18 protein-coding genes are annotated in these 18,763 nt (G+C 71.2%); 3 read left to right on the top strand and 15 right to left on the bottom strand.

Going from position 1 to position 18,763, the window contains the following annotated elements; translation table 11 throughout:
* Positions 1–4: 4 nt before the first annotated feature.
* From GKC29_RS00590 to GKC29_RS00620, 7 genes are all read right to left on the bottom strand, one after another.
* Positions 5–709, bottom strand: a complete 705-nt coding sequence (locus tag GKC29_RS00590) for a cytidine deaminase (protein WP_155328946.1) — start codon at positions 707–709, stop codon at positions 5–7.
* 14 nt (positions 710–723) lie between these two features.
* Positions 724–2,004 carry an ABC transporter permease gene (locus GKC29_RS00595; RefSeq protein ID WP_155328947.1) on the bottom strand — a complete coding sequence of 427 codons (1,281 nt, stop codon included), beginning with the start codon at positions 2,002–2,004 and terminating at the stop codon, positions 724–726.
* Between the two features lie 3 nt (positions 2,005–2,007).
* A complete protein-coding gene (locus tag GKC29_RS00600; protein WP_155328948.1) occupies positions 2,008–3,336 on the bottom strand; it encodes an ABC transporter permease in 1,329 nt (442 codons plus the stop codon).
* Positions 3,333–5,006: an ABC transporter ATP-binding protein gene (locus GKC29_RS00605; protein WP_155328949.1), complete on the bottom strand. Its 1,674-nt coding sequence runs from the start codon at positions 5,004–5,006 to the stop codon at positions 3,333–3,335. The genes GKC29_RS00600 and GKC29_RS00605 overlap by 4 nt, the downstream gene beginning before the upstream one ends.
* 149 nt (positions 5,007–5,155) lie before the next feature.
* Positions 5,156–6,220 carry a BMP family protein gene (locus GKC29_RS00610; RefSeq protein ID WP_196255880.1) on the bottom strand — a complete coding sequence of 355 codons (1,065 nt, stop codon included), beginning with the start codon at positions 6,218–6,220 and terminating at the stop codon, positions 5,156–5,158.
* Between the two features lie 276 nt (positions 6,221–6,496).
* The gene (locus tag GKC29_RS00615; RefSeq protein ID WP_155328951.1) at positions 6,497–6,838 is read right to left on the bottom strand and encodes a hypothetical protein; all 342 of its coding nucleotides are present in this window, start codon (positions 6,836–6,838) and stop codon (positions 6,497–6,499) included.
* A 120-nt stretch (positions 6,839–6,958) separates the two neighbouring features.
* On the bottom strand, positions 6,959–7,966 hold the full coding sequence (locus tag GKC29_RS00620; protein WP_155328952.1) for a hypothetical protein: 1,008 nt from the start codon (positions 7,964–7,966) through the stop codon (positions 6,959–6,961).
* A gap of 98 nt (positions 7,967–8,064) precedes the next feature.
* Here GKC29_RS00620 and GKC29_RS00625 point away from each other — a divergent pair, with 98 nt between their 5' ends.
* Positions 8,065–8,661: a TetR/AcrR family transcriptional regulator gene (locus GKC29_RS00625; RefSeq protein ID WP_196255775.1), complete on the top strand. Its 597-nt coding sequence runs from the start codon at positions 8,065–8,067 to the stop codon at positions 8,659–8,661.
* A 69-nt stretch (positions 8,662–8,730) separates the two neighbouring features.
* Here the strand turns inward: GKC29_RS00625 and GKC29_RS00630 are convergent, their stop codons facing one another.
* The 3 genes from GKC29_RS00630 to GKC29_RS00640 all read right to left on the bottom strand — a co-directional run bounded on the left by GKC29_RS00630 (position 8,731) and on the right by GKC29_RS00640 (position 12,070).
* Positions 8,731–9,636: a sugar ABC transporter permease gene (locus GKC29_RS00630; protein WP_155328954.1), complete on the bottom strand. Its 906-nt coding sequence runs from the start codon at positions 9,634–9,636 to the stop codon at positions 8,731–8,733.
* A gap of 1 nt (position 9,637) precedes the next feature.
* Positions 9,638–10,657 carry a carbohydrate ABC transporter permease gene (locus tag GKC29_RS00635; RefSeq protein ID WP_155328955.1) on the bottom strand — a complete coding sequence of 340 codons (1,020 nt, stop codon included), beginning with the start codon at positions 10,655–10,657 and terminating at the stop codon, positions 9,638–9,640.
* Between the two features lie 111 nt (positions 10,658–10,768).
* Positions 10,769–12,070 (bottom strand): extracellular solute-binding protein, encoded by a 1,302-nt coding sequence (locus tag GKC29_RS00640; protein WP_155328956.1) that lies wholly within the window; start codon positions 12,068–12,070, stop codon positions 10,769–10,771.
* A gap of 351 nt (positions 12,071–12,421) precedes the next feature.
* On the opposite strand from GKC29_RS00640, the gene GKC29_RS00645 reads away from it, so the two are divergent.
* Positions 12,422–13,495 carry a LacI family DNA-binding transcriptional regulator gene (locus tag GKC29_RS00645; RefSeq protein WP_196255776.1) on the top strand — a complete coding sequence of 358 codons (1,074 nt, stop codon included), beginning with the start codon at positions 12,422–12,424 and terminating at the stop codon, positions 13,493–13,495.
* Positions 13,496–13,710: 215 nt separating this feature from the next.
* Positions 13,711–15,345 carry a glycoside hydrolase family 13 protein gene (locus GKC29_RS00650; RefSeq protein WP_155328958.1) on the top strand — a complete coding sequence of 545 codons (1,635 nt, stop codon included), beginning with the start codon at positions 13,711–13,713 and terminating at the stop codon, positions 15,343–15,345.
* 147 nt (positions 15,346–15,492) lie between these two features.
* On the opposite strand, the gene GKC29_RS00655 is transcribed toward GKC29_RS00650, so the two are convergent.
* From GKC29_RS00655 to GKC29_RS00675, 5 genes are all read right to left on the bottom strand, one after another.
* Positions 15,493–15,936, bottom strand: a complete 444-nt coding sequence (locus GKC29_RS00655; RefSeq protein WP_155328959.1) for a hypothetical protein — start codon at positions 15,934–15,936, stop codon at positions 15,493–15,495.
* A gap of 188 nt (positions 15,937–16,124) precedes the next feature.
* On the bottom strand, positions 16,125–16,778 hold the full coding sequence (locus GKC29_RS00660; protein WP_155328960.1) for an SRPBCC domain-containing protein: 654 nt from the start codon (positions 16,776–16,778) through the stop codon (positions 16,125–16,127).
* 18 nt (positions 16,779–16,796) lie between these two features.
* Positions 16,797–17,162 (bottom strand): GntR family transcriptional regulator, encoded by a 366-nt coding sequence (locus GKC29_RS00665; protein ID WP_155328961.1) that lies wholly within the window; start codon positions 17,160–17,162, stop codon positions 16,797–16,799.
* Positions 17,163–17,182: 20 nt separating this feature from the next.
* Complete coding sequence (locus GKC29_RS00670) at positions 17,183–18,112, bottom strand: YihY/virulence factor BrkB family protein (protein ID WP_155328962.1); 930 nt, start codon at positions 18,110–18,112, stop codon at positions 17,183–17,185.
* A 54-nt stretch (positions 18,113–18,166) separates the two neighbouring features.
* A complete protein-coding gene (locus GKC29_RS00675; protein ID WP_155328963.1) occupies positions 18,167–18,742 on the bottom strand; it encodes a 2'-5' RNA ligase family protein in 576 nt (191 codons plus the stop codon).
* Between the last annotated feature and the right edge of the window lie 21 nt (positions 18,743–18,763).

The raw sequence follows: 18,763 nt of genomic DNA on the forward strand, positions 1-18,763 counted from the left end.
CAGCTCAACCATCCCAACGCTCGGGGATCTCGAGGGGCGGTTCGCCCTCCCCCGCCCAGAAGATCGTGCCGGACGCGTCCACCACGACGACCCGGGGTGTCCGCGCCAGCCCCCAGGTGATCGCCTCGGCCGGGTCGTCCCAGCTCGGGCCCTCCTCCAGCACGCCGGTCTCGGCGCCCTCGGTGTCCCCGGCCGACCGCTCCCAGTACGCCGTCCACACCTGCTGACCGGCGGACAGGTCGGGATGCACGAACACCGTGCCGCGCCCGCGCCAGGCGGCCAGCCGCTCCGGCACCACCGGCAACCGGGTCTCCCCGGTCACCGCCTCCAGGTCCTCCACACCGAAGGCGTGCGGCAGCAGCTCCGCCATCCGCAGCGGGCCACCCTTCGCCTCGATGAGGCACTCCGGGCCGCCCTGCTCCCAGAGCAGCTGCCGGCAGCGCCCGCAGGGCATCAGCGGCTCGCCGGTGGCGTCGACGCAGGACAGCGCCACGATCCGCCCGCCGCCGGTGGCGTGCAGCGAGGAGACCACGCCGCACTCGGCGCAGAGCACCACGCCGTACGCGGCGTTCTCCACGTTGCAGCCGACCACGACACGGCCGTCGTCGACCAGGGCGGCCGCCCCCACCGGGAACTTCGAGTACGGCACGTACGCGTGCCGCATCACCTCGGTCGCGGCGGCGCGCAGCCGCCCCCAGTCGATCTCCATCCGGTGCTCCCCCGTCAGCCCTTGATGTACGGCTTGCCGTCGGCGGCCGGCGCCCGGACCTTGCCGACCAGCCCGGCCACCGCCAGGATCGTCGCCAGGTACGGCAGCATGGCCAGGAACTGGCTCGGGATCGTGCTGTTGATCGCGCCCAGGTAGGTGGCGAGCTGGTCGGCGAACCCGAAGAACAACGCCGCGAGGAGCGCGCCGGTGGGGCTCCACCGTCCGAAGATCAGCGCCGCCAGGGCGATGAAGCCCTTGCCACCGATCATGTTCTTGGTGAACGAGAAGAGCGCCAGCGTGTACGACGCGCCGCCGATGCCGGCGACCACGCCGGCCAGCAGCACGTTGCGGTAGCGCAGCCCCAGCACCCGGACGCCCAGCGTGTCGGCGGCCGTCGGGTGCTCGCCGACGGAGCGGGTCCGCAGGCCCCACCGGGTGCGGAACAGCGCGATGTGGATCACCAGCACCAGCAGCAGGCCGAGGTAGAGGAAGATGTTGCCGCGGAACAGCGCCGGCCCGATCAACGGGATGTCCGACAGCAGCGGGATCTCCCAGTTGCTGAAGCGCGGCGCGCTGTTGTACCGCTCCGCGTCGGTCTGCATCAGCCGCTCGTAGAGGAAGCCGGTGACGCCCACCGCGAGCAGGTTGAGCACGATGCCCATGACCACCTGGTCGACCAGGTAGCGGATCGCGAACACGGCGAGCAGCAGCGAGATGAACGCCCCGCCGATGGCCGCGGCCACCAGACCCACCCAGACGCTGCCGGTGATGCTGCCGAACAGGGCGCCGCTGAAGGCGCCCATCAGCAGTTGACCCTCGATCGCCACGTTGACCACGCCGGAGCGCTCGCAGAGCACACCGGCCAGCGCGCCGAAGATCAGTGGCAGGGCCAGGATGAACGTGCCCCGCACGACGTTGACCAGCGGCATGAAGTTCTGCCCGGCCGGGGCGGCGGAGACCTGCCAGCACAGGAAGCTCAGCACGAACCCGACCAGCCCCGCGGTGAGCACCAGCGTGAACCAGCGCTTCGGCAGCCCGGCGAGCATCGCCACGCCGGCGGCGAGGGCGACCACCCCGAAGAGGATCGCGCCGAGCGTGCCGTTCACCGCGAGGGCGGCACCGGCCGCGTCCTCGCTGAGCGTGAACCGCGCCTGCTGGTCGGTGGCGAGCGCCCCGAAGAGCACCGCCGACAGCAGGCCGAGCGCGGCCAGCACCAGGCCGACCTTCCGGGTACGCGTCCAGAACCCCTCGTCGACCGGGGCGACCGCGACGTTCTCGACAGCCATGGTGGACACGGGTCACCAGCCCTTCGCGAGGCTCGTCTGGAGCCGGGCGGCCCGCGCGGCCCGGAGCTGGAAGATCGCCTTCACCAGGGCCGGCGCGGCGATGAAGATGACGATCAGCGCCTGGAGCACGGTGACCAGCTCCAGCGAGATCCCCGAGTACGACTGCATCCGGTTGCCACCGGCCTGGAGCGCGCCGAAGAGCAGCGCCGCCAGCGCCACGCCCCACGGTTTCACCCGCCCGAGCAGCGCCACCAGGATGCCGTCGAAGCCGATCTGGGCGACCACCAGCGGGGTCAGTGCGGCGGCGGTGGTGCCGAGCACCATCTGCGAGCCACCGAGGCCGGCCAGGGCCCCGGCGAAGACCATGATCAGGACGTACGTCCGGGTCACGCTGATACCGGCGGTGCGGGACGCGTCCGGGTTGGCGCCCACCGCCCGCAGCTCGAAGCCGAGCGTGGAGCGGTTGAGCAGCCAGGCGACCGCCCAGGTGGCCAGCACGGCGAGGATGATGCCGGCGTGCACCCGCAGGTTGTCGCCGAGCAGCCGGGGCAGTTGCGCGGACGCGTCGACCGGCTTGCTGATCGCGTCGGTCCGGTTCGGGTCCTGGACGCCGTTCTGCACGATGATCCAGGTCAGGAAGTACGTGGCGATGTAGTTGAGCATGATCGTGTTGATCACCTCGTGGGCGCCGGTGCGCGCCTTGAGGATGCCGGGGATGAAACCCCAGATCGCCCCGCCGAGCGCGCCGGCGAGCAGCGCGACGAGCAGGTGCAGCCCCGGCGGCAGCGGCAGCAGGAAACCGGCCAGCGCGGCCAGGATGACGCCCATGGTGGCCTGGCCCTGGGCGCCGATGTTGAACAGGCCGCCACGGAAGGCGAGCGCCACGGACAGGCCGGTGAACACCAGCGGCGCGGTGTAGGTCAGCGTCTCCGAGATGGGGCTCAGCGCCGCCGTGAAGCCGACCGCGTCCGGGTCGAAGACGGCGCCCTTGAACAGGTTCCCGTACGCCTCGCTGACCAGGGTCCAGCTCGAGTTGATCGCGTCCGACGGCCGGGCGGTGATGTAACTGTAGGTGGCGAGGACCTCCGGGTCGGAGACGATCATCAGGATCGCGCCGACCACCATCGCCAGCACCAGCGACAGCACCGTCACCGTGAAGGTGTTGGCGGCCCAGAGGTTGTCCAGGAAGAGCCGCCCGAGCGACGGCCGGGCCTGCGGTGCCGGCGCGGCCGTCGGGGTGGTCGCCGTCTCGGCCCGCTCGGTGTTGCCGAGCGCCGTCTGCGCGGCCTGCTCCTCGGTCGCCGGCTCCTTGTCCGGAGAACCGGGGCTCACGTTGGTCATGCCTTGTCCTCGCTGCCGGGGCCCTCGGGGGCCGGAGCCGCGCCGTCGGTGGCGACCGGACCGGTGGCCGTCGCGCTGCCGGTCCCGGCCGGACCGGTGGCCGGCGCCCCGTCGGTGCCGGTCGACGCGCTGTCGGGGGTGATACCGGCCATCAGCAGGCCGATCTCCTCGCGCCGGGTGTCCGGGCCGACGATGCCGATGACCCGCCCGCGGTACATCACCGCGATCCGGTCGGCCAGCCCGATCACCTCGTCGAGTTCGCTGGAGACCACCAGGACGGCGGTCCCGACGTCCCGCTCCCGGATGACCCGGCTGTGGATGAACTCGATCGAGCCGACGTCGACGCCGCGGGTGGGCTGGGCGGCGATGAAGAGCTTCAGCGGCCGGGACAGCTCCCGGGCCACGATCACCTTCTGCTGGTTGCCGCCGGACAGCGTGCCCACCGGCGCCTCCGCCGACGAGGTGCGGACGTCGAACTGGGCGATCCGCTCCTTCGCCGACTTCGTGATCTGGTCCGGCTTCAGCGCGAGGCCCTTGCCGAACGGCGGCCGGTCGTAGATGTCCAGCACCAGGTTCTCCGCGACGCTGAACTCCTTGACCAGCCCGTCGACGCTGCGGTCCTCGGGGACGTAGCCGACGCCCGCCCGGAGCACCTTCTTGGTCGACCAGCCGTCGATCCGCTCGCCGCCGAGGCTCACCGAGCCGGCGAGCACCGGGCGCAGACCCATGATCGCCTCGATCAGCTCGGTCTGGCCGTTGCCCTGCACGCCGGCGATGCCGAGCACCTCACCGGCGTGCACCGTCAGGTCGACGCCGTCGACCGCGCGTACCTGCCGGTCATCGTCGACCACGAGGCCGGCGACCTCCAGGACCGGCTTGCCCGGGGTGGCGGGCTGCTTCTCCACGGTCAGGCGGACGCTGCGGCCGACCATCAGGGCGGCCAGCTCGTCGCGGCTCGCCTCGGGGGACGCGGTGCCGACGGTCTTCCCGCGCCGGATCACGGTGATCCGGTCGGCGATGGCCTTGACCTCGCCGAGCTTGTGGGTGATGAAGACGATCGACTTTCCGGCGGCCTTGAGCGACCGCATGACGGTGAGCAGTTCCTCGGTCTCCTGCGGGGTGAGCACGGCGGTCGGCTCGTCCAAGATCAGCAGGTCGACGTCGCGGGTGAGCGCCTTGACGATCTCGACCCGCTGCTGGATGCCGACCGGCAGGTCCTCGACGATCGCGTCCGGGTCGACCCGGAGGTTGTAGCGGGCGGACACCTCGGCGACCTCGCGCCGGGCACGCCGCCGGTCCAGGAAGCCGGCGATGCCGCCGCGGACCTGCTCGGCGCCGAGCATGATGTTCTCCGCGACGGTGAACACGGGCACCAGCATGAAGTGCTGGTGCACCATGCCGATCCCGGCCGCGATCGCGTCGGACGGGCCCCGCAGCTTCAACGGCTCGCCGTCGACCAGGATCTCGCCCTCGTCAGGCTGGTACAGCCCGTAGAGCACGTTCATCAGGGTCGACTTGCCGGCACCGTTCTCGCCGAGCAGGGCGTGGATCTCTCCAGGCTCCACCGTCAGGTCGATGTGGTCGTTGGCGACCAGCTCACCGAACCGCTTAGTGATGCCGCGCAGTTCGAGTCTCAGCGCAACCTCCTGGAGTGCGAAGCGATCGTGCAGGGTAGCCGCCGGGCTCGGGCGGGGTGGGAACCGATCGGCCGCCCCGGCGCCGGGGAGGTGTCCCGGTGTCGCCGGAGCGGCCGATCGTCGTGCTTGCCGCTCGCCGGCCGCCTGCGGTGATCATCCCACCGTCGGCGGCCGGCGACGCGTCACTTCGGCTGGGCCTTCGACTCGACCTTGATGGTCCCGGCGGCGATGTCCGCCTTCAGCTTGTCGACCTCGGCCTTGAGCTCGGCCGGGATCTTGCTGTCGAACTCGTGGTACGGGGCGAGCGACACGCCGTTGTTCGCCAGCGTGCCCAGGAAGCCCGGCTCCGCCTCGAGCTTCTCGCCGCCGGCCGCCTTGAGCACGGCCTCCTTCACGGCGTCCGGGATGTTCTTCACCACGGTGGTGATGATCGCCGGGCAGTCCGGGGTGCTCTCGCAGCCGTCGACGTCCACCCAGATGGTGTTGTACTTGCCGCCCGAGGCCTTCGCGGCGCCGGTGGTGCCGAGGCCGGCGCCGCCGGCGACCGGCATGACGATGTCGGCGCCCTGGGCGACCAGCGCGTCGCTGACCTTCTTGCCCTCGTCCTGCTTGACGAAGTCGTTGGTGAAGGAGCCCTTCTGGGTCGCCTTGTCCCAACCGAGGACGCGGACGTTCTTGCCCTTGGTCTTGTTGTAGTGCGCAACGCCGTCGGCGTAGCCGTCCATGAAGATGGTCACCGGCGGGATCGGCAGGCCGCCGTAGGTGCCCACCGCGCCGGTCTTGGTCATGCCGGCGGCCAGGTAACCGGCCAGGAAGGCCGCCTGGGCGGTGTCGAACTGCATCGGGTAGATGTTGCCCACACCCGGCTTGGAGTCGACGATGCCGAACTGCTGGTCCGGGTTGGCCTGCGCGATCTTCTTGGTGGCGTTCTCCATCAGTCCGCCGACGGCCAGGATGAAGTCGCAGTCCTGGTTGACGTACTGGGTCAGGTTGACCTCGTAGTCGGCCTCGGCCTTCGACGCGACGTACTTGATGTCGATGTTGTCGTTCTCGGCCTTGGCCTCCTGCAGGCCCTTCCAGGCCGAGGTGTTGAACGACTTGTCGTCGATGCCGCCGACGTCGGTCACCATGCAGGCGCTGTACTTCTTGCCGCCGTCACCGGCGCCGTTGTTCTCCTCCGGAGCCTCACCACACGCGGCGGCGGCCAGCACGAGGCCACCCACCGCGAAGACCGAGGCGATCCGCATCCCACGCACCGAGCGCAAGACGTCTCCTTCCATTGCTCACCGCTGCACGCGGTGGCAGCCCTTTGTCAACCGGCTTGCGCTGTGCCGCCGGCGTCCCACGTTACGGACGCAGAGCGTACGCCCACGCCCCTCCACCGGCCGACAATCGTGCACGACTGTTGAGCGCCTGTTACCCCTACGTAACCCGTGGGTGGGCCAAATCACGCTCAGTATCGGTAAGTGGGCGCTGGGGCGCGCGAACGTCCTGTTCCCGGATGGCTCTGCCTCTGTCGGACGTTACCGCCAGAAGACCGCCACCGCTGCGTTGACCAGGGTCAACCCGATGATCGCGAGGAAGTGGCCGCGGTTGACCACGTCCCGCTTGCGGGAGAAGAAGACCATGACAAAGATCAGCAGTGCGAGCACCAGTTTGGTAACAAGTTTCGCGGGTGCCGGCTCGTCCCCGTCGCGAAGCGGCGCGGAAAGGGCGATTCCGGTCAGCAGCATGGTCCACGCGCCCCAGAGCATGGGCTGATTGATCCGGATCCGGCCGGTCACGTACTGCACGATCGCACCGCCGAGCAGCAGCGCGAAGCCGATGAGGTGGATGTACCGGAGGATGAGTCGAAGAGCTTCCACGTCCCCATCCTCTCGCATCAACGACGTTTTGTAGTAGAGGGGGTCGGGCGCGTCGCGCGTCGCCACGCCGACGGGCGGGCACCCACCGGCGCCCGCCCGCCCCTGCCCGCGCGCGGCGCGTCAGCGCCCGGCGGCCACGGTCTCATCCGGCACGACAGCGGCGGCTCCGCCCGCCGAGGCACCGGCTGTCCCGGTGCGCGCGAGCGCCACCAGGGTGAGCCCGACCAGCGCGTACCCGGCCAGCACCGCGAGCGGTCGGCCCGCCGCCGCGCCGTCGTAGAAGGCCACCGAGCGCAGCAGCGTCCCGCCCGCGCCGACCGGCAACCACTGCCCCACCTCGCCCCACGGCTGGGGCAGCAGCTCCGGCGCGGCGCTGACCGCCGACAGCGGGTTGCCGACCAGGAACACCAGCACGGCCCCCAACGCCAGGCCGGGGCGGCCGAGCACGGCGCCGAGCCCGGCCACCGTCGCCGACGCCGCGAGCGCGAAGAGACCGATCGCCCCCGCCTCGGCGAGGCCGTCGCCGTCGATGACACCGAGCCAACCGTGCAGCACCCCGACGCCGACCGCGCCGGCGAGCACCCCGAAGAGAGCCAGGCCGGTCATCCGCGCGAGGCGGCCCGACACCAGCAGGACGACCAGCGCTCCGGCGAGCAGGCCGGTGAGGGCCAACGGGAGGAAACCCGCCGCGAACCCCGCGCCTCGTACGTCGTCGGGATCGCCGGGGACCACCTCGACCAGGGTCACGGGCCGGCCGGCGGCGACCTGGTCCGCCGCCTCGGTGAGCAGCAGGCCGACGGTCGGGCTCGCCGCCGGCGCGGTGTGCAGGGCGAGTCCGTCGGGCCGGACGACGAAGGCGGCGTAGACCTCCCGGTCCCGCAGGGCCCGGTCGGCGGCGGCCGCGTCGGGCAGGGTGGCGACCTCGAAGGCCCCGGGACGGGCGGCGGTGAGCCGCGCGGCGACCTGGTCGGCGACCGGCGCCGGCCCCGCGACGGCGATCGGCAGGTCCCGCGGTGCCAGGTTGGCGGCGGGAGCCGCGAACAGGGGTACGAGCAGCGCCTGCAGACCCACCAGGACAGCGGCGAGCAGCACGGCGAGCGACAGGGGTGACCGGACACGGGACGACATGGCTACTCCCAAAACGAACGCTCGTTCTTCTTTAGGCTCAGCGTGCTCCGGCCGCAGGCCGACTGTCAAGAACGAACGTTCGCTTTACGCTGTATCCCGTGCCACGTGTCTCGGAACAACACCTCGCCGCCCGTCGTCGTCAGATCGTCGACGCCGCCCGCCGCTGTTTCGTCCGGGACGGCTTCCACCGCACGACGATGCAGGACGTGATCGCCGAGGCGGGGCTGTCGGTCGGTGCGGTCTACCGCTACTTCCCGAGCAAGGCAGACCTCATCAACGCCATCGCGGAAGAGGCCGTCGGCGGCGTCGGGGAAATCCTCGCCGACCTGATCCGCCGCGACCCGCCGCCACCGCTGCTGGACGCCCTCGACCGCGCGCTGGAGTACGTCGAGACCCAGATGGGCGACGACGGCGTCGTGCGGATCGCGATCCAGGTCTGGGGTGAGGCCCAGCGGGAGCCGGCCCTGGCAGCCTTCGTGGCCCGGACGTACGACGGCATCCGGAGCAACTTCGAGACCCTCGCCCGGCGGGCGCAGCGCACCGGCGAGGTGCCACCGGACGCCGACCCGGAGGCGGTCGGGGCAGCCCTCTTCGCCCTGGTCCCCGGCTGGTTCCTCCAGTGCATCCTCACCGGCCGGCCGGACCGGGCGACCTATCTCGCCGGGGTACGCGCCCTCCTGCGCCCCGGCGGATGAGCGGTTCCCGGGGTGACGACGAAGGGCGGGCGTCGAACGACGCCCGCCCTTCGCGAATCCGGCCCCGCGTCAGCCCTTCGTGCCGCCCGCGGTCAGCCCCGACACCAGGTGGCGCTGGGCGAACATGAACACCAGGCCCGCCGGCACGGTCACCAGGACCGCCGCCGCCGTCAGGTACTCCCACTGCGGGTTGAACTGCGGCACGAACTGCTGGAGCCCGTACGCCAGGGTGAACTTGTTGTCGGTCTGGATGAAGGCCGACGCGTACATCACCTCGCCCCACGCGGTGAGGAAGGTGTAGAAGGCGGTGACCGCGATGGCCGGGCGGGCCAGCGGCAGCACCACCTTCCAGAAGATGGCGAACGGACCGCACCCGTCCAGCGCCGCCGCCTCGTCGAGCGATGTGGGGATGGAGTCGAAGTAGCCCTTCAGCATCCAGGCGCAGAACGGCACCGCGATGGTCAGGTACGCGATGATCAATGCCGGCAGGGTGTTGATCAGGCCGAGCCGCGCCATGATCGTGTAGATCGGCACGATCAGGATGGCCGCCGGGAACATCTGGGTGACCAGGAAGACCAGCATCAGCGAACGGCGGCCCGGGAAGTTGAACCGGGACACCGCATAGCCGGTGGTGGCCGAGAGGAAGATGCCGATGAGCATGGTGAACGCCGCCACGATCACCGAGTTCAACAGCCACTTCGGGAAGTTGGTGTCGAACAGCACGTAGCTGTAGTTGGCCAGGGTCGGTTCCTTGACCAGGGTCAGGTCGCTGCTCTGCACCGCATACCCGGGCTTGAAGGAGGACAGCAGCACCCAGGCGATCGGGCCGATCGCGATCAGCGACGCGAGGATCAGCGTGCCGTGCAGCAGCAGCGACTTCGCCGGGCTGCGCCGGGTGCGGCCGGGCCGCCCCGGGCTCCGAGTGTGGGCGGCCGCGGCGGGAGTCGCCGCCGCGGGAGTGGTCAGCTGGGTCATGTCACCACACCTCGCCTTGCTTGCGCAGCACCCGCCGGTAGAACACCGAGAAGACCAGCAGGATCGACAGGATCAGCACCCCGTACGTGGACGCGAGCGAGTAGTTGCGGATGCCCTCGAACGCCGCCCGGAAGGCGCCGGTCACCAGGATCTCGGTCTCGCCAGCCGGCTGCCCCTCGGTCACCAGGAAGATGATCGGGAACATGTTGAACGTCCAGATGGTGCCGAGCAGGATCACCGTCATGCTGACCGAGCGCAGGCCCGGCAGCGTGATGTTGCGGAACCGCTGCCACGGCGAGGCGCCGTCGATCTCGGCGGCCTCGTACAGCTCACCGGGAATGGTCTGCATGCCGCCCAACAGGGCGACCATCATGAACGGCACGCCGAGCCAGATGTTGGTGACGATCGCGGTGAACAGCGAGGTCCACTGGTTGGAGAACCAGTCCACGGGGTCGATGCCGAGCGAGGAGAGCACTGAGTTCGCCAGGCCGAAGCGCTCGTTGAAGATGAACTTCCAGGCGAACGCGCTCACGAACGCCGGGACCGCCCAGGGCAGCACCAGCAGCACCCGGTAGAGGCCGCGGCCCCACATCGGGCGGTTGAGCATCACGGCCAGGCCGAGGCCCAGACCGTAGTGGAACACAACGCATCCGACGGTCCAGATCAACGTGATGCCGGTCCACTGCCAGAACTGACCGACGTTGCCGCTCAGGACGTTGACGTAGTTGTCGAGGCCGACGAACTCCCACTTGTTGGGGTTGTCCTTGCATACCTCGCTGCCGGTGATCGACCTGGTGCAGATCTCCGCCACCTGGTTGGCCTCGGTGAGGTTGGTGAGGGAGAGCCAGACCCCGCGGAAGAGCGGGTAGAAGATCAGAACCGCCAGGACGATGACCACGGGCAGGACCATGGCCCAGGCGTACCAGTGCTTGTCCCAGCTGCGCCGCAGCCGGGACGGTGGTGCGGAGCGGCGGCCGGACGGCGCGGACGCTGGCGCCGGCTCGGCTGTCACAGTGCGCATATCAGCTGTGCTCCAGGGGAGTGAGCCGGCAGGGCCGGCGACCGGGGACGGTCGCGCGGCCCTGCCGGGTGCCGAAGTGGTCGCCGGCCGCTGCCAGCGCCGACGGTCGGATCAGAGACCGTACGAGGTGACGACCTCTGCCTTGTACTTCTTGGCGACGGTGTCGAGCGCGGCCTTCGGGTCCTTGTTCTGGATCAGGACCTCGGTGGCCATCTGGTCCAGCGGGCCGAAGAACTGGCCGGCCTCGGGGATCCACGGACGGCCGATGGCGGCCTCGACGGCCGGCTGGTACGCGGCCACGATCGGGTTGTTCTTCACCGCGTCGAGGTTGTACGCCGACTTGCGGGTCGGCAGCAGGCCGAGCTTCTCGGAGAGGAAGGCCTGCGACTCGGCGGAGCTCATGAACTTCACGAAGGCGACGGCCGCGTCGACCTTCTCCTGCGGCATGCCGGACCAGATCGTGTAGTTGTGGCCGCCGACCGGGCCGCCGGCCTTGGCCGAGCCACCCGGAACCGGGGCGATGCCCAGGTTCTCCAGGCCACCGAAGGTCGGCGCCGACTTGACGTTGTTGACCTCCCACGGGCCGTTGATGATCATGGCGACCTTCTTCTCCTTGAAGAGGGTCATCATGGTGCCGTAGGAGTCGTTGGCGGACGGCTTGGCGGCCGCGCCGCTGTCGATGAGGTCCTTGGCGATCTTCAGCCCGGCGACGTTCTGGTCCGAGCTGACGGTGATCTTCTTGGACTGGACGTCGACCAGGTCGCCGCCCTCGCCGTACATGAACGGCAGCATGAAGTAGCCGGCCGGGTTGACGTAGAGGCCCTCGGCGTCGGTCTTCTGCTTGATGGTCTGGGCAGCGGTCTTCAGCTCGGCCCAGGTCTTCGGCGGGGTGGAGATGCCGGCCTTGGTCAGCAGCTCCTTGTTGTACATGAGCGACAGCGTGTCGGTCACCTGCGGGACGCCGTACGTCTTGCCGTCGTACTTGTTCGACGCGAGCGGGGTCTCCAGGAAGTCCGACTCGTCGGCGAGCAGCTCGGAGCCGTCCAGAGCGTAGAGGTGACCGAGGGAGGCGAACTCCGGCACCCAGGCCACCTCGGCCCGGAGGATGTCCGGCGCGCCCGTCTTGGCCTGCGCGGCGGTCTTGAACTTGTTCTGGGCCTCACCGAACGGGACCGACTGGTAGTTGATCTTGACGTTCGGGTAGGTCTGGTTGAACTTGGCGATCAGCTCCTGGAACGCCGGACCCTCGTTCTTCGGGTCGGACGTGTCCCACCAGGTCAGTTCGGCCTTGAGGGCTGCGGGATCCGCCTTCGGCTGCTCCTCCGTCTTCTTGTCCTCCCCGCCGCAGGCGGCGAGGGCGAGAGCAAGGGTGGTGGAGGCGAGAACGGCGATCCCCTTGGCTGTGCGACGCATGTTCGCTCCTAGATTGCCTGCCGGGTATCGGCGGGACAGTAGCAAGAAGTTTCCGGATTAGAAACCCCTTGCGAACGCCCTTGCAACAACCGATCCCGTCTTGTCATCTGACGATCCCTCGGTTGGGGCCTTTGGGACAAACCAACAGCGGCCGAAGGTGTCCCAGATCCCATCTCGGTGACCGTCGCAGGACCCTGCGTCACCTGCGCGTTCCCCTCGGCACCCGACGGGGCTCCCGCGGTGGCGCTGCCGCGCCGGGCGACGGCAGCGGGCGGAAGATCGTCACTGCTCGAACCTGCAAGAACTTGCGGGCCACTGCGCAAGAACCACTCAGTGAGCTACAGTGCCGCCATGCGCGCTCGACTGTCCGACATCGCCCAGCAGGCCGAAGTCAGCGAGGCCACGGTGTCGCGGGTGCTCAACGACCGCCCCGGGGTGGCCCCCGAGACCCGGCAGGCCGTCCTGACCGCCCTCGACGTCCTCGGCTACGAGCGCCCGGCCCGGCTGCGCAAGCGCAGCGCCGGCCTGGTCGGCCTGGTCGTCCCGGAGCTCGACAACCCGATCTTCCCGGCCTTCGCGCAGATCATCGAGTCCGCGCTCGCCCCCACCGGATACACCCCGGTGCTGTGCACGCAGACCCCCGGCGGCGTCCGCGAGGACGAGTACGTGGAGATGCTGCTGGACCGCCAGGTCTCCGGCATCATCTTCGTCTCCGGCCTGCACGCCGACACCGCCGCCGACCACGACCGGTACCGCGCGCTGACCGCCCGGCCGCTGCCGGTGGTCATGATCAACGGGTACGCCTCGGGCATCCAGGCGCCCTTCGTCTCCTGCGACGACCGCGAGGCCGCCGAGCTGGCCGTCGCACACCTGGCCGCCCTGGGGCACCGGCGGATCGGCCTGATCACCGGCCCGGACCGGTTCGTCCCCGTGCAGCGCAAGGTCACCGGCTACAAGGCCGCGATGAAGCGCCTCGACGTGTCCGACGCCGAGCTGGCCGAGCTGACCGAGCTCTCCCTCTTCGGGGTGGAGGGCGGCGAGGCCGCCGCCGCGCGGCTGCTCGACCGCGGCGTCACCGGCATCGTCTGCGGCTCCGACCTGATGGCGCTCGGCGCGATCCGGGCCGCCCGGCAGCGGGGCCTGTCCGTTCCGGACGACCTGTCCGTCGTCGGGTACGACGACTCCCCGCTGATGGCGTTCACCGACCCCCCGCTGACCACCATGCGCCAGCCGGTGGCCGCGATGGCGGTGGCCGCCGTGCGGGCCATGGTCGACGAGATCAACGGGCACGCCGCACCCCACTCGGAGTACCTGTTCCGCCCCGAGCTGGTGGTCCGCGGCTCGACCGCCGTGGCCCGGACGGCCTCCGCCGACGGCCCCAAGCGGCAACGCCCGGCGCCGTCCGCCCTCGCCGTCTCGGCCTGACCTGTCACCCTCCCGGCCGGACCGTTCAGCACGGTCCGGCCGTCGCCGTGCCGTCGGCTCGCCGCCGGCCCATGGTGCGACGTGATCGCCGTCATCTCTTGCGCAAGGAATGCTTGACTCTTGCAGTCGGAGAGCGGCACCCTTGACGGACGTCCGCGCTCCCATGCCCCCGCGCGGACCCCGCCGTCCCGCGCCACAGAACGGGGAACTCCTCGATGACCCCCAGCAACCCCACGCCGCTGACCTCCGACGACGACTGGTGGCGCTCCGCGGTCGTCTACCAGGTCTACGTCCGCAGCTTCGCCGACTCCGACGGCGACGGAATCGGCGACCTGCAGGGCATCCGGCAGCGCCTGCCGTACCTGCGCGACCTCGGGGTGGACGCGCTCTGGCTGACGCCCTTCTACACCTCGCCGATGGTCGACGGCGGGTACGACGTCGCCGACTACCGGGACGTCGACCCGATGTTCGGCACCCTCACCGACTTCGACGAGATGATCGCCGACGCCCACACGCTGGGCCTGCGGATCATCGTCGACCTGGTTCCGAACCACACCTCCAGCCAGCACGTCTGGTTCCAGGCCGCGCTGGCCGCCGGTCCCGGCTCCCCGGAACGCGAGCGCTACCTGTTCGCCGAGGGCAGGGGCGAGCACGGCGAGCTGCCCCCGAACGACTGGGAGAGCATCTTCGGCGGCCCCGCCTGGACGCGGGTCGCGGACGGCCAGTGGTACGTGCACCTGTTCGACCCGGCCCAGCCCGACCTGAACTGGCGCCACCCGGAGGTCCGCGCCGAGTTCGAGGACGTGCTCCGGTTCTGGCTGGACCGCGGGGTCGACGGCTTCCGGATCGACGTCGCCCACGGGATGATCAAGGCCGAAGGGCTACCGGACGTCGGGTTCAGCAGCATGACCACCGGCCAGCGTCAGGTCGAGCTGCTCGGCAAGGGCCGCCTGCCGTACTTCGACCAGGACGAGGTCCACGACATCTACCGCGCCTGGCGCCCGATCCTGGACAGCTACCCCGGCGGCCGGATGGCGGTCGCGGAGGCCTGGGCCGAGACGCCGCAGCGGCTGGCCCGCTACATCGGCCCGGACGAGCTGCACCAGGCGTTCAGCTTCGACTTCCTCGACGCCACCTGGTCGGCCGACTCGTTCCGCAAGGTGGTCGACACGGCGCTGGCCGAGTCGACCATCGTCGGCGCTCCGACCACCTGGGTGCTGTCCAACCATGACAAGCAGCGGCACGTCACCCGCTACGGCGACGGCCCCGAGGGGCTGCGCCGCGCCCGCGCGGCGACGCTGCTGATGCTGGCGCTGCCCGGCTGCGCGTACGTCTACCAGGGCGAGGAGCTGGGCCTGCCGGAGGTGCTCGACCTGCCGGACGAGCTGCGCCAGGACCCCGCGTTCCTGCGGACCGGCGAGAGCCGGGACGGCTGCCGGGTGCCGATCCCGTGGAGCGGCGAGCTGGCCCCGTACGGCTTCGGGCCGGAGGGCTGCGAGCTGAGCTGGCTGCCGGCCCCCGCCACCTGGCGGGAGCTGTCGGTCGCCGCCCAGGCCGGCGTACCCGGCTCGACGCTGGAGCTGTACCGCGCGGCGCTGCGGATCCGCCGGACGCACCCGGCGCTGTCCGCCTCGGCGTCCGGGATCACCTGGCTGGAGACCGAGCCGGGCGTGCTCGCCTTCAGCCGCACCGCCGGCGACACCGTGCTGACCTGTGTGGTCAACATCAGCGGCGCGCCGGCCGTGATCGACGGGTACGGCGACCCGCTCGTCGCCAGCGAGACGCTCACCCGTCAGGGCTCCGCCCACGTGCTCCCGGTCGACGCCGCCGCCTGGTTCGAACGGCGCTGAGCGGGTAAGCCCACATCGACCTGGTCGTCCGTCGTGCTCCGCGCCGCCGGGCGACTGGGCAACCGACCCCTTGTGGTGGGGGGTGAGGTGGCGCCGGCGCCTCGGGATCTCGGTCCCGGGGCGCCGGTGTCCATCCACCGTCCCTGGTCAGCCGCCGGCGCCGGGCAGCCGGGCCGCGATGCGGCCGAAGCCGGCCCGCAGCTCGGCCTCGGTCGGCGGCACCGCCGGGCCGGTACGCCGGTCCCGCTCGGCCGCCGCCTCCAGTTCCTCGTCGATGGTGTCCTCGTAGTCGCCGTACAGGTCGGCGCTGTCGACCTGCGCCGCCTCGTCCTCGGCGGCGATCTGGGCGGCGGCGATCTCGCTGCGGATCTCGTCGACCGAAACCGCCGGCAGCAGCGGCTCGACCACCGCCATCAGCTGCTCCTCCGAGACGACCGCCTCGGCGAGGGTCAACGCGTGCGCCCGCTCGTACGGGCCGCAGACCACCGGCTCCCACTCGTCAGCGTCCCCCAGCGGGCCGAAGGTGATGATCCACGGCAGGTCGAACATCGGCGAGTCGTCCGGCAGGTCGAGTGTCACGAGAGCGCCCACCCGCCCATCATCGTCCCCGCCGGGGGCGCGACGTGCCCGGTTCGCCGGCATCATCGCTTGTTCGGGTGTCACATGATCGACCCCCGGTGCCGCCGGCAGCGCGCGGCCCCCGTCGCTCGGGCACCGCCAGGCCGCCGGCGGCGGAACCGATCACCCTCGTCGGGACCAGCGGCCGGGCGGGCGGTCGGTCACGCGGATGCCTCGCCGGAGGCGAGCGGCGCCCAGCGGGCGGCCCAGACCCGCTCCAGGCGGGCGGCCTCGGCGTCGTCGATGCCGAAGGCGCTCACCGTGAGGTTGACCGTGCCCGGCTCCGGATCGTCCAACGGCCGCTCGGCGGTCGCCGCCAGCAGCCGCCCGTCCGGGTCGACCACGATCCGCTGCCGCGGGCTGTGGAACCACTCGTCGGTCGAGCCGGCCGTGCCCAGCGCCGCCAGCAGCTCCCGGCCGGTCCCGGTGCCGCTCAGGAACACCGTCCGGCGCGCACCCTCCGGCCGGCGCTCCAGCAGGAAGCGCAGCTGGGCGAAGAACGTGCGCCAGCCCTCCGCGATCACCCGCTGCTCGGCGGCCGCCGCGGCGTCGGCCGGGGCCGGCAGCACCGCGCTCAGCCGCGTCCCGTCGCCGTCGGAGTCGAGCCGCAGCTCGGAGCCGTCGGACATGGCGATCCGGTCCGGCGGCGCCGGTTCCGCGTGGTCGACGAAGATGAACCGGATCTCCTCGTCGAGCCCGTCGTACTCCCAGCCGAACCACTGCCGGATCTCCGCCGGCACGGTCAGCGCCGACCAGACCCGCTCCGGTGGTGCCTGCACGCTCGTCTCGACCACGGTGCCGTCCGAGTCGGTCATCGATGCCCTCCTGCCTCGTCAGCCGGTGCGCGCCTCGACCGCGGCCCGGACCAGGGCGACCGCCGTCTCCGGCGCCACACCCAGCCGGGCCGCCTCCGCCGCGTACTCGCCCGCGGCCCGCTGCAACCGGTCCGTCGCATCATCGCGGCCGGGTGCGACAACCGTGCCGTGCCGGCCCCGGGTCTCCACCAACCCGGCCGCCTCCAGCTCCCGGTACGCCCGGGCCACCGTGTTGACGGCCAGGCCGAGGTCCGCGGCGAGCTGGCGGACCGGCGGCAGCCGCGTGCCGACCGGCAGCCGGCCGTCCCCCACCTGCTCCGCGATCCGCGCCCGCACCTGCTCGTACGGCGGCACCGACGAGCGCGGGTCGATCAGGATCCGCACGTGTGCCTCCCTTCCCCCGTTCAGCCGGCCCCACCCGGGGTTCCCGGCTCGATCTCCTCGTCCACGTCCACGTCCACCGGCGCCGGCCCCTCCGCCAGGTCCACCACCCGCCCCCGCTGACTGGTCGCGGCCAGGGCCGCCCCGAAGAGCACGAGCTGGTTGAGCAGGTACAGGTAGAGGAGCAGGCCCACCGCGCCGGCCACGACCGTGTACGCGGGGTTCCGCTCGGTCCGCACCACGTAGTAGCGCCCCACGGTGTTGAGCAGCGTGATGCCGACCGCCACCAGCAGCACCACCGGGCGCAGCCGGTCCCGGCTGATCCGCAGCCGCGGCACCGCCACCAGCAGCAGGGTGGCGAGCACCATGTTCACCAGGACGCTGAGCACCGCGCTGACGGTGGTCAGGCCGAGCGAGCCGGTGCTGCGCAGCAGGAAACGCAGGAGGGCCTCCAGCGCGTCGACGGCGGCCACCGAGACGCCGAGCAGCACGAAGACGATCAGCAGCACGCCCAGGTCGACCAGCCGGCGGACGACCAGGTTGCCCGGTTGCTGGTTGATGCCGTACATGAGCCGCTGCGACGAGCGGATCGCCTCCACCCAGCCGATGCCGGTGAACGCGAGGATCACCAGGCCGACCACCCCGACCGTACCGCTGTCCTCGGCGATCTGCACCGGGTCGAGGAACGGCAGGTTCTCCCGCAGGAAATCGGCCGCCGCCGCGCTGACCTCGTCGTTGTCCTCGAGGATCGCGCCGAAGACGGAGTACGCGACCAGGGCGAGCGCGAACACCGCGAAGAAGCCGTAGTAGGCGATCGCGGCGGCCAGCCGGCCACCGAGCAGGTCGTTGTAGAGCACGCCGGCCCGCCACACGTGGTCGAAGGTGCCGGAGCGACGGCGGGCGGCGTCGATGCGCGCACCGATGGTCGCCTCGACGCGCCCGAACACGTTCACACCGTCATCCTCGCCGATCTCCGGCCCGTGCGGGGTGATCCGAACGCCGCCGTGTCAGCCGCCGAGCCGGAAGTCCCGGCGCGGCTGCCACCGCGCCTGCCCGCTGTGCGAGAAGAGGGTGAACGCCTCCACCTCGAACATCGCCGAGAAGTCGGCCAGGTCCTCGTACACCTTGTCCAGCGCCTCCGGCGCGACGTCCTGCGCGACCGTGACGTGCGGGTGGTACGGGAAGCGGGTCTCGCGGTGCAGCTCCGGCGCGGCGCGGATCGCGGCGGCGAGCAGCTCGCACTCGCTGATCCCGGCGGCCACCGCCACGAACACCACCTGGGTGACCGGCCGGAACGTGCCGGTGCCCCGCAGGTGCAGCGTGAACGGAAGGTGGGCGGCGGCGACCGCGTCCAGGTGCCGTTCGACGGCCGGGAGCGTGACGACCGGGATCTCGGTCGGCCCGAGCAGCGTCACGTGCGCCGGTACGGCCTGCGGGTCACCCGCCTCCACCCGGCGCCGGGTGAGCATGCCGCCCCACGGCTCGGGGATGTCCACGGCGATGCCGATCTGGATGGTGTCGCCGGACGCCGGCACGTCCCGTTGATCCACGCTCCGCGCCACCCCTCCGGCCACCGACTCCACGACCCACTCGTACCGTCGCGC

It is taken from the genome of Micromonospora sp. WMMC415, assembly GCF_009707425.1.
Taxonomy (GTDB): Bacteria; Actinomycetota; Actinomycetes; order Mycobacteriales; family Micromonosporaceae; genus Micromonospora.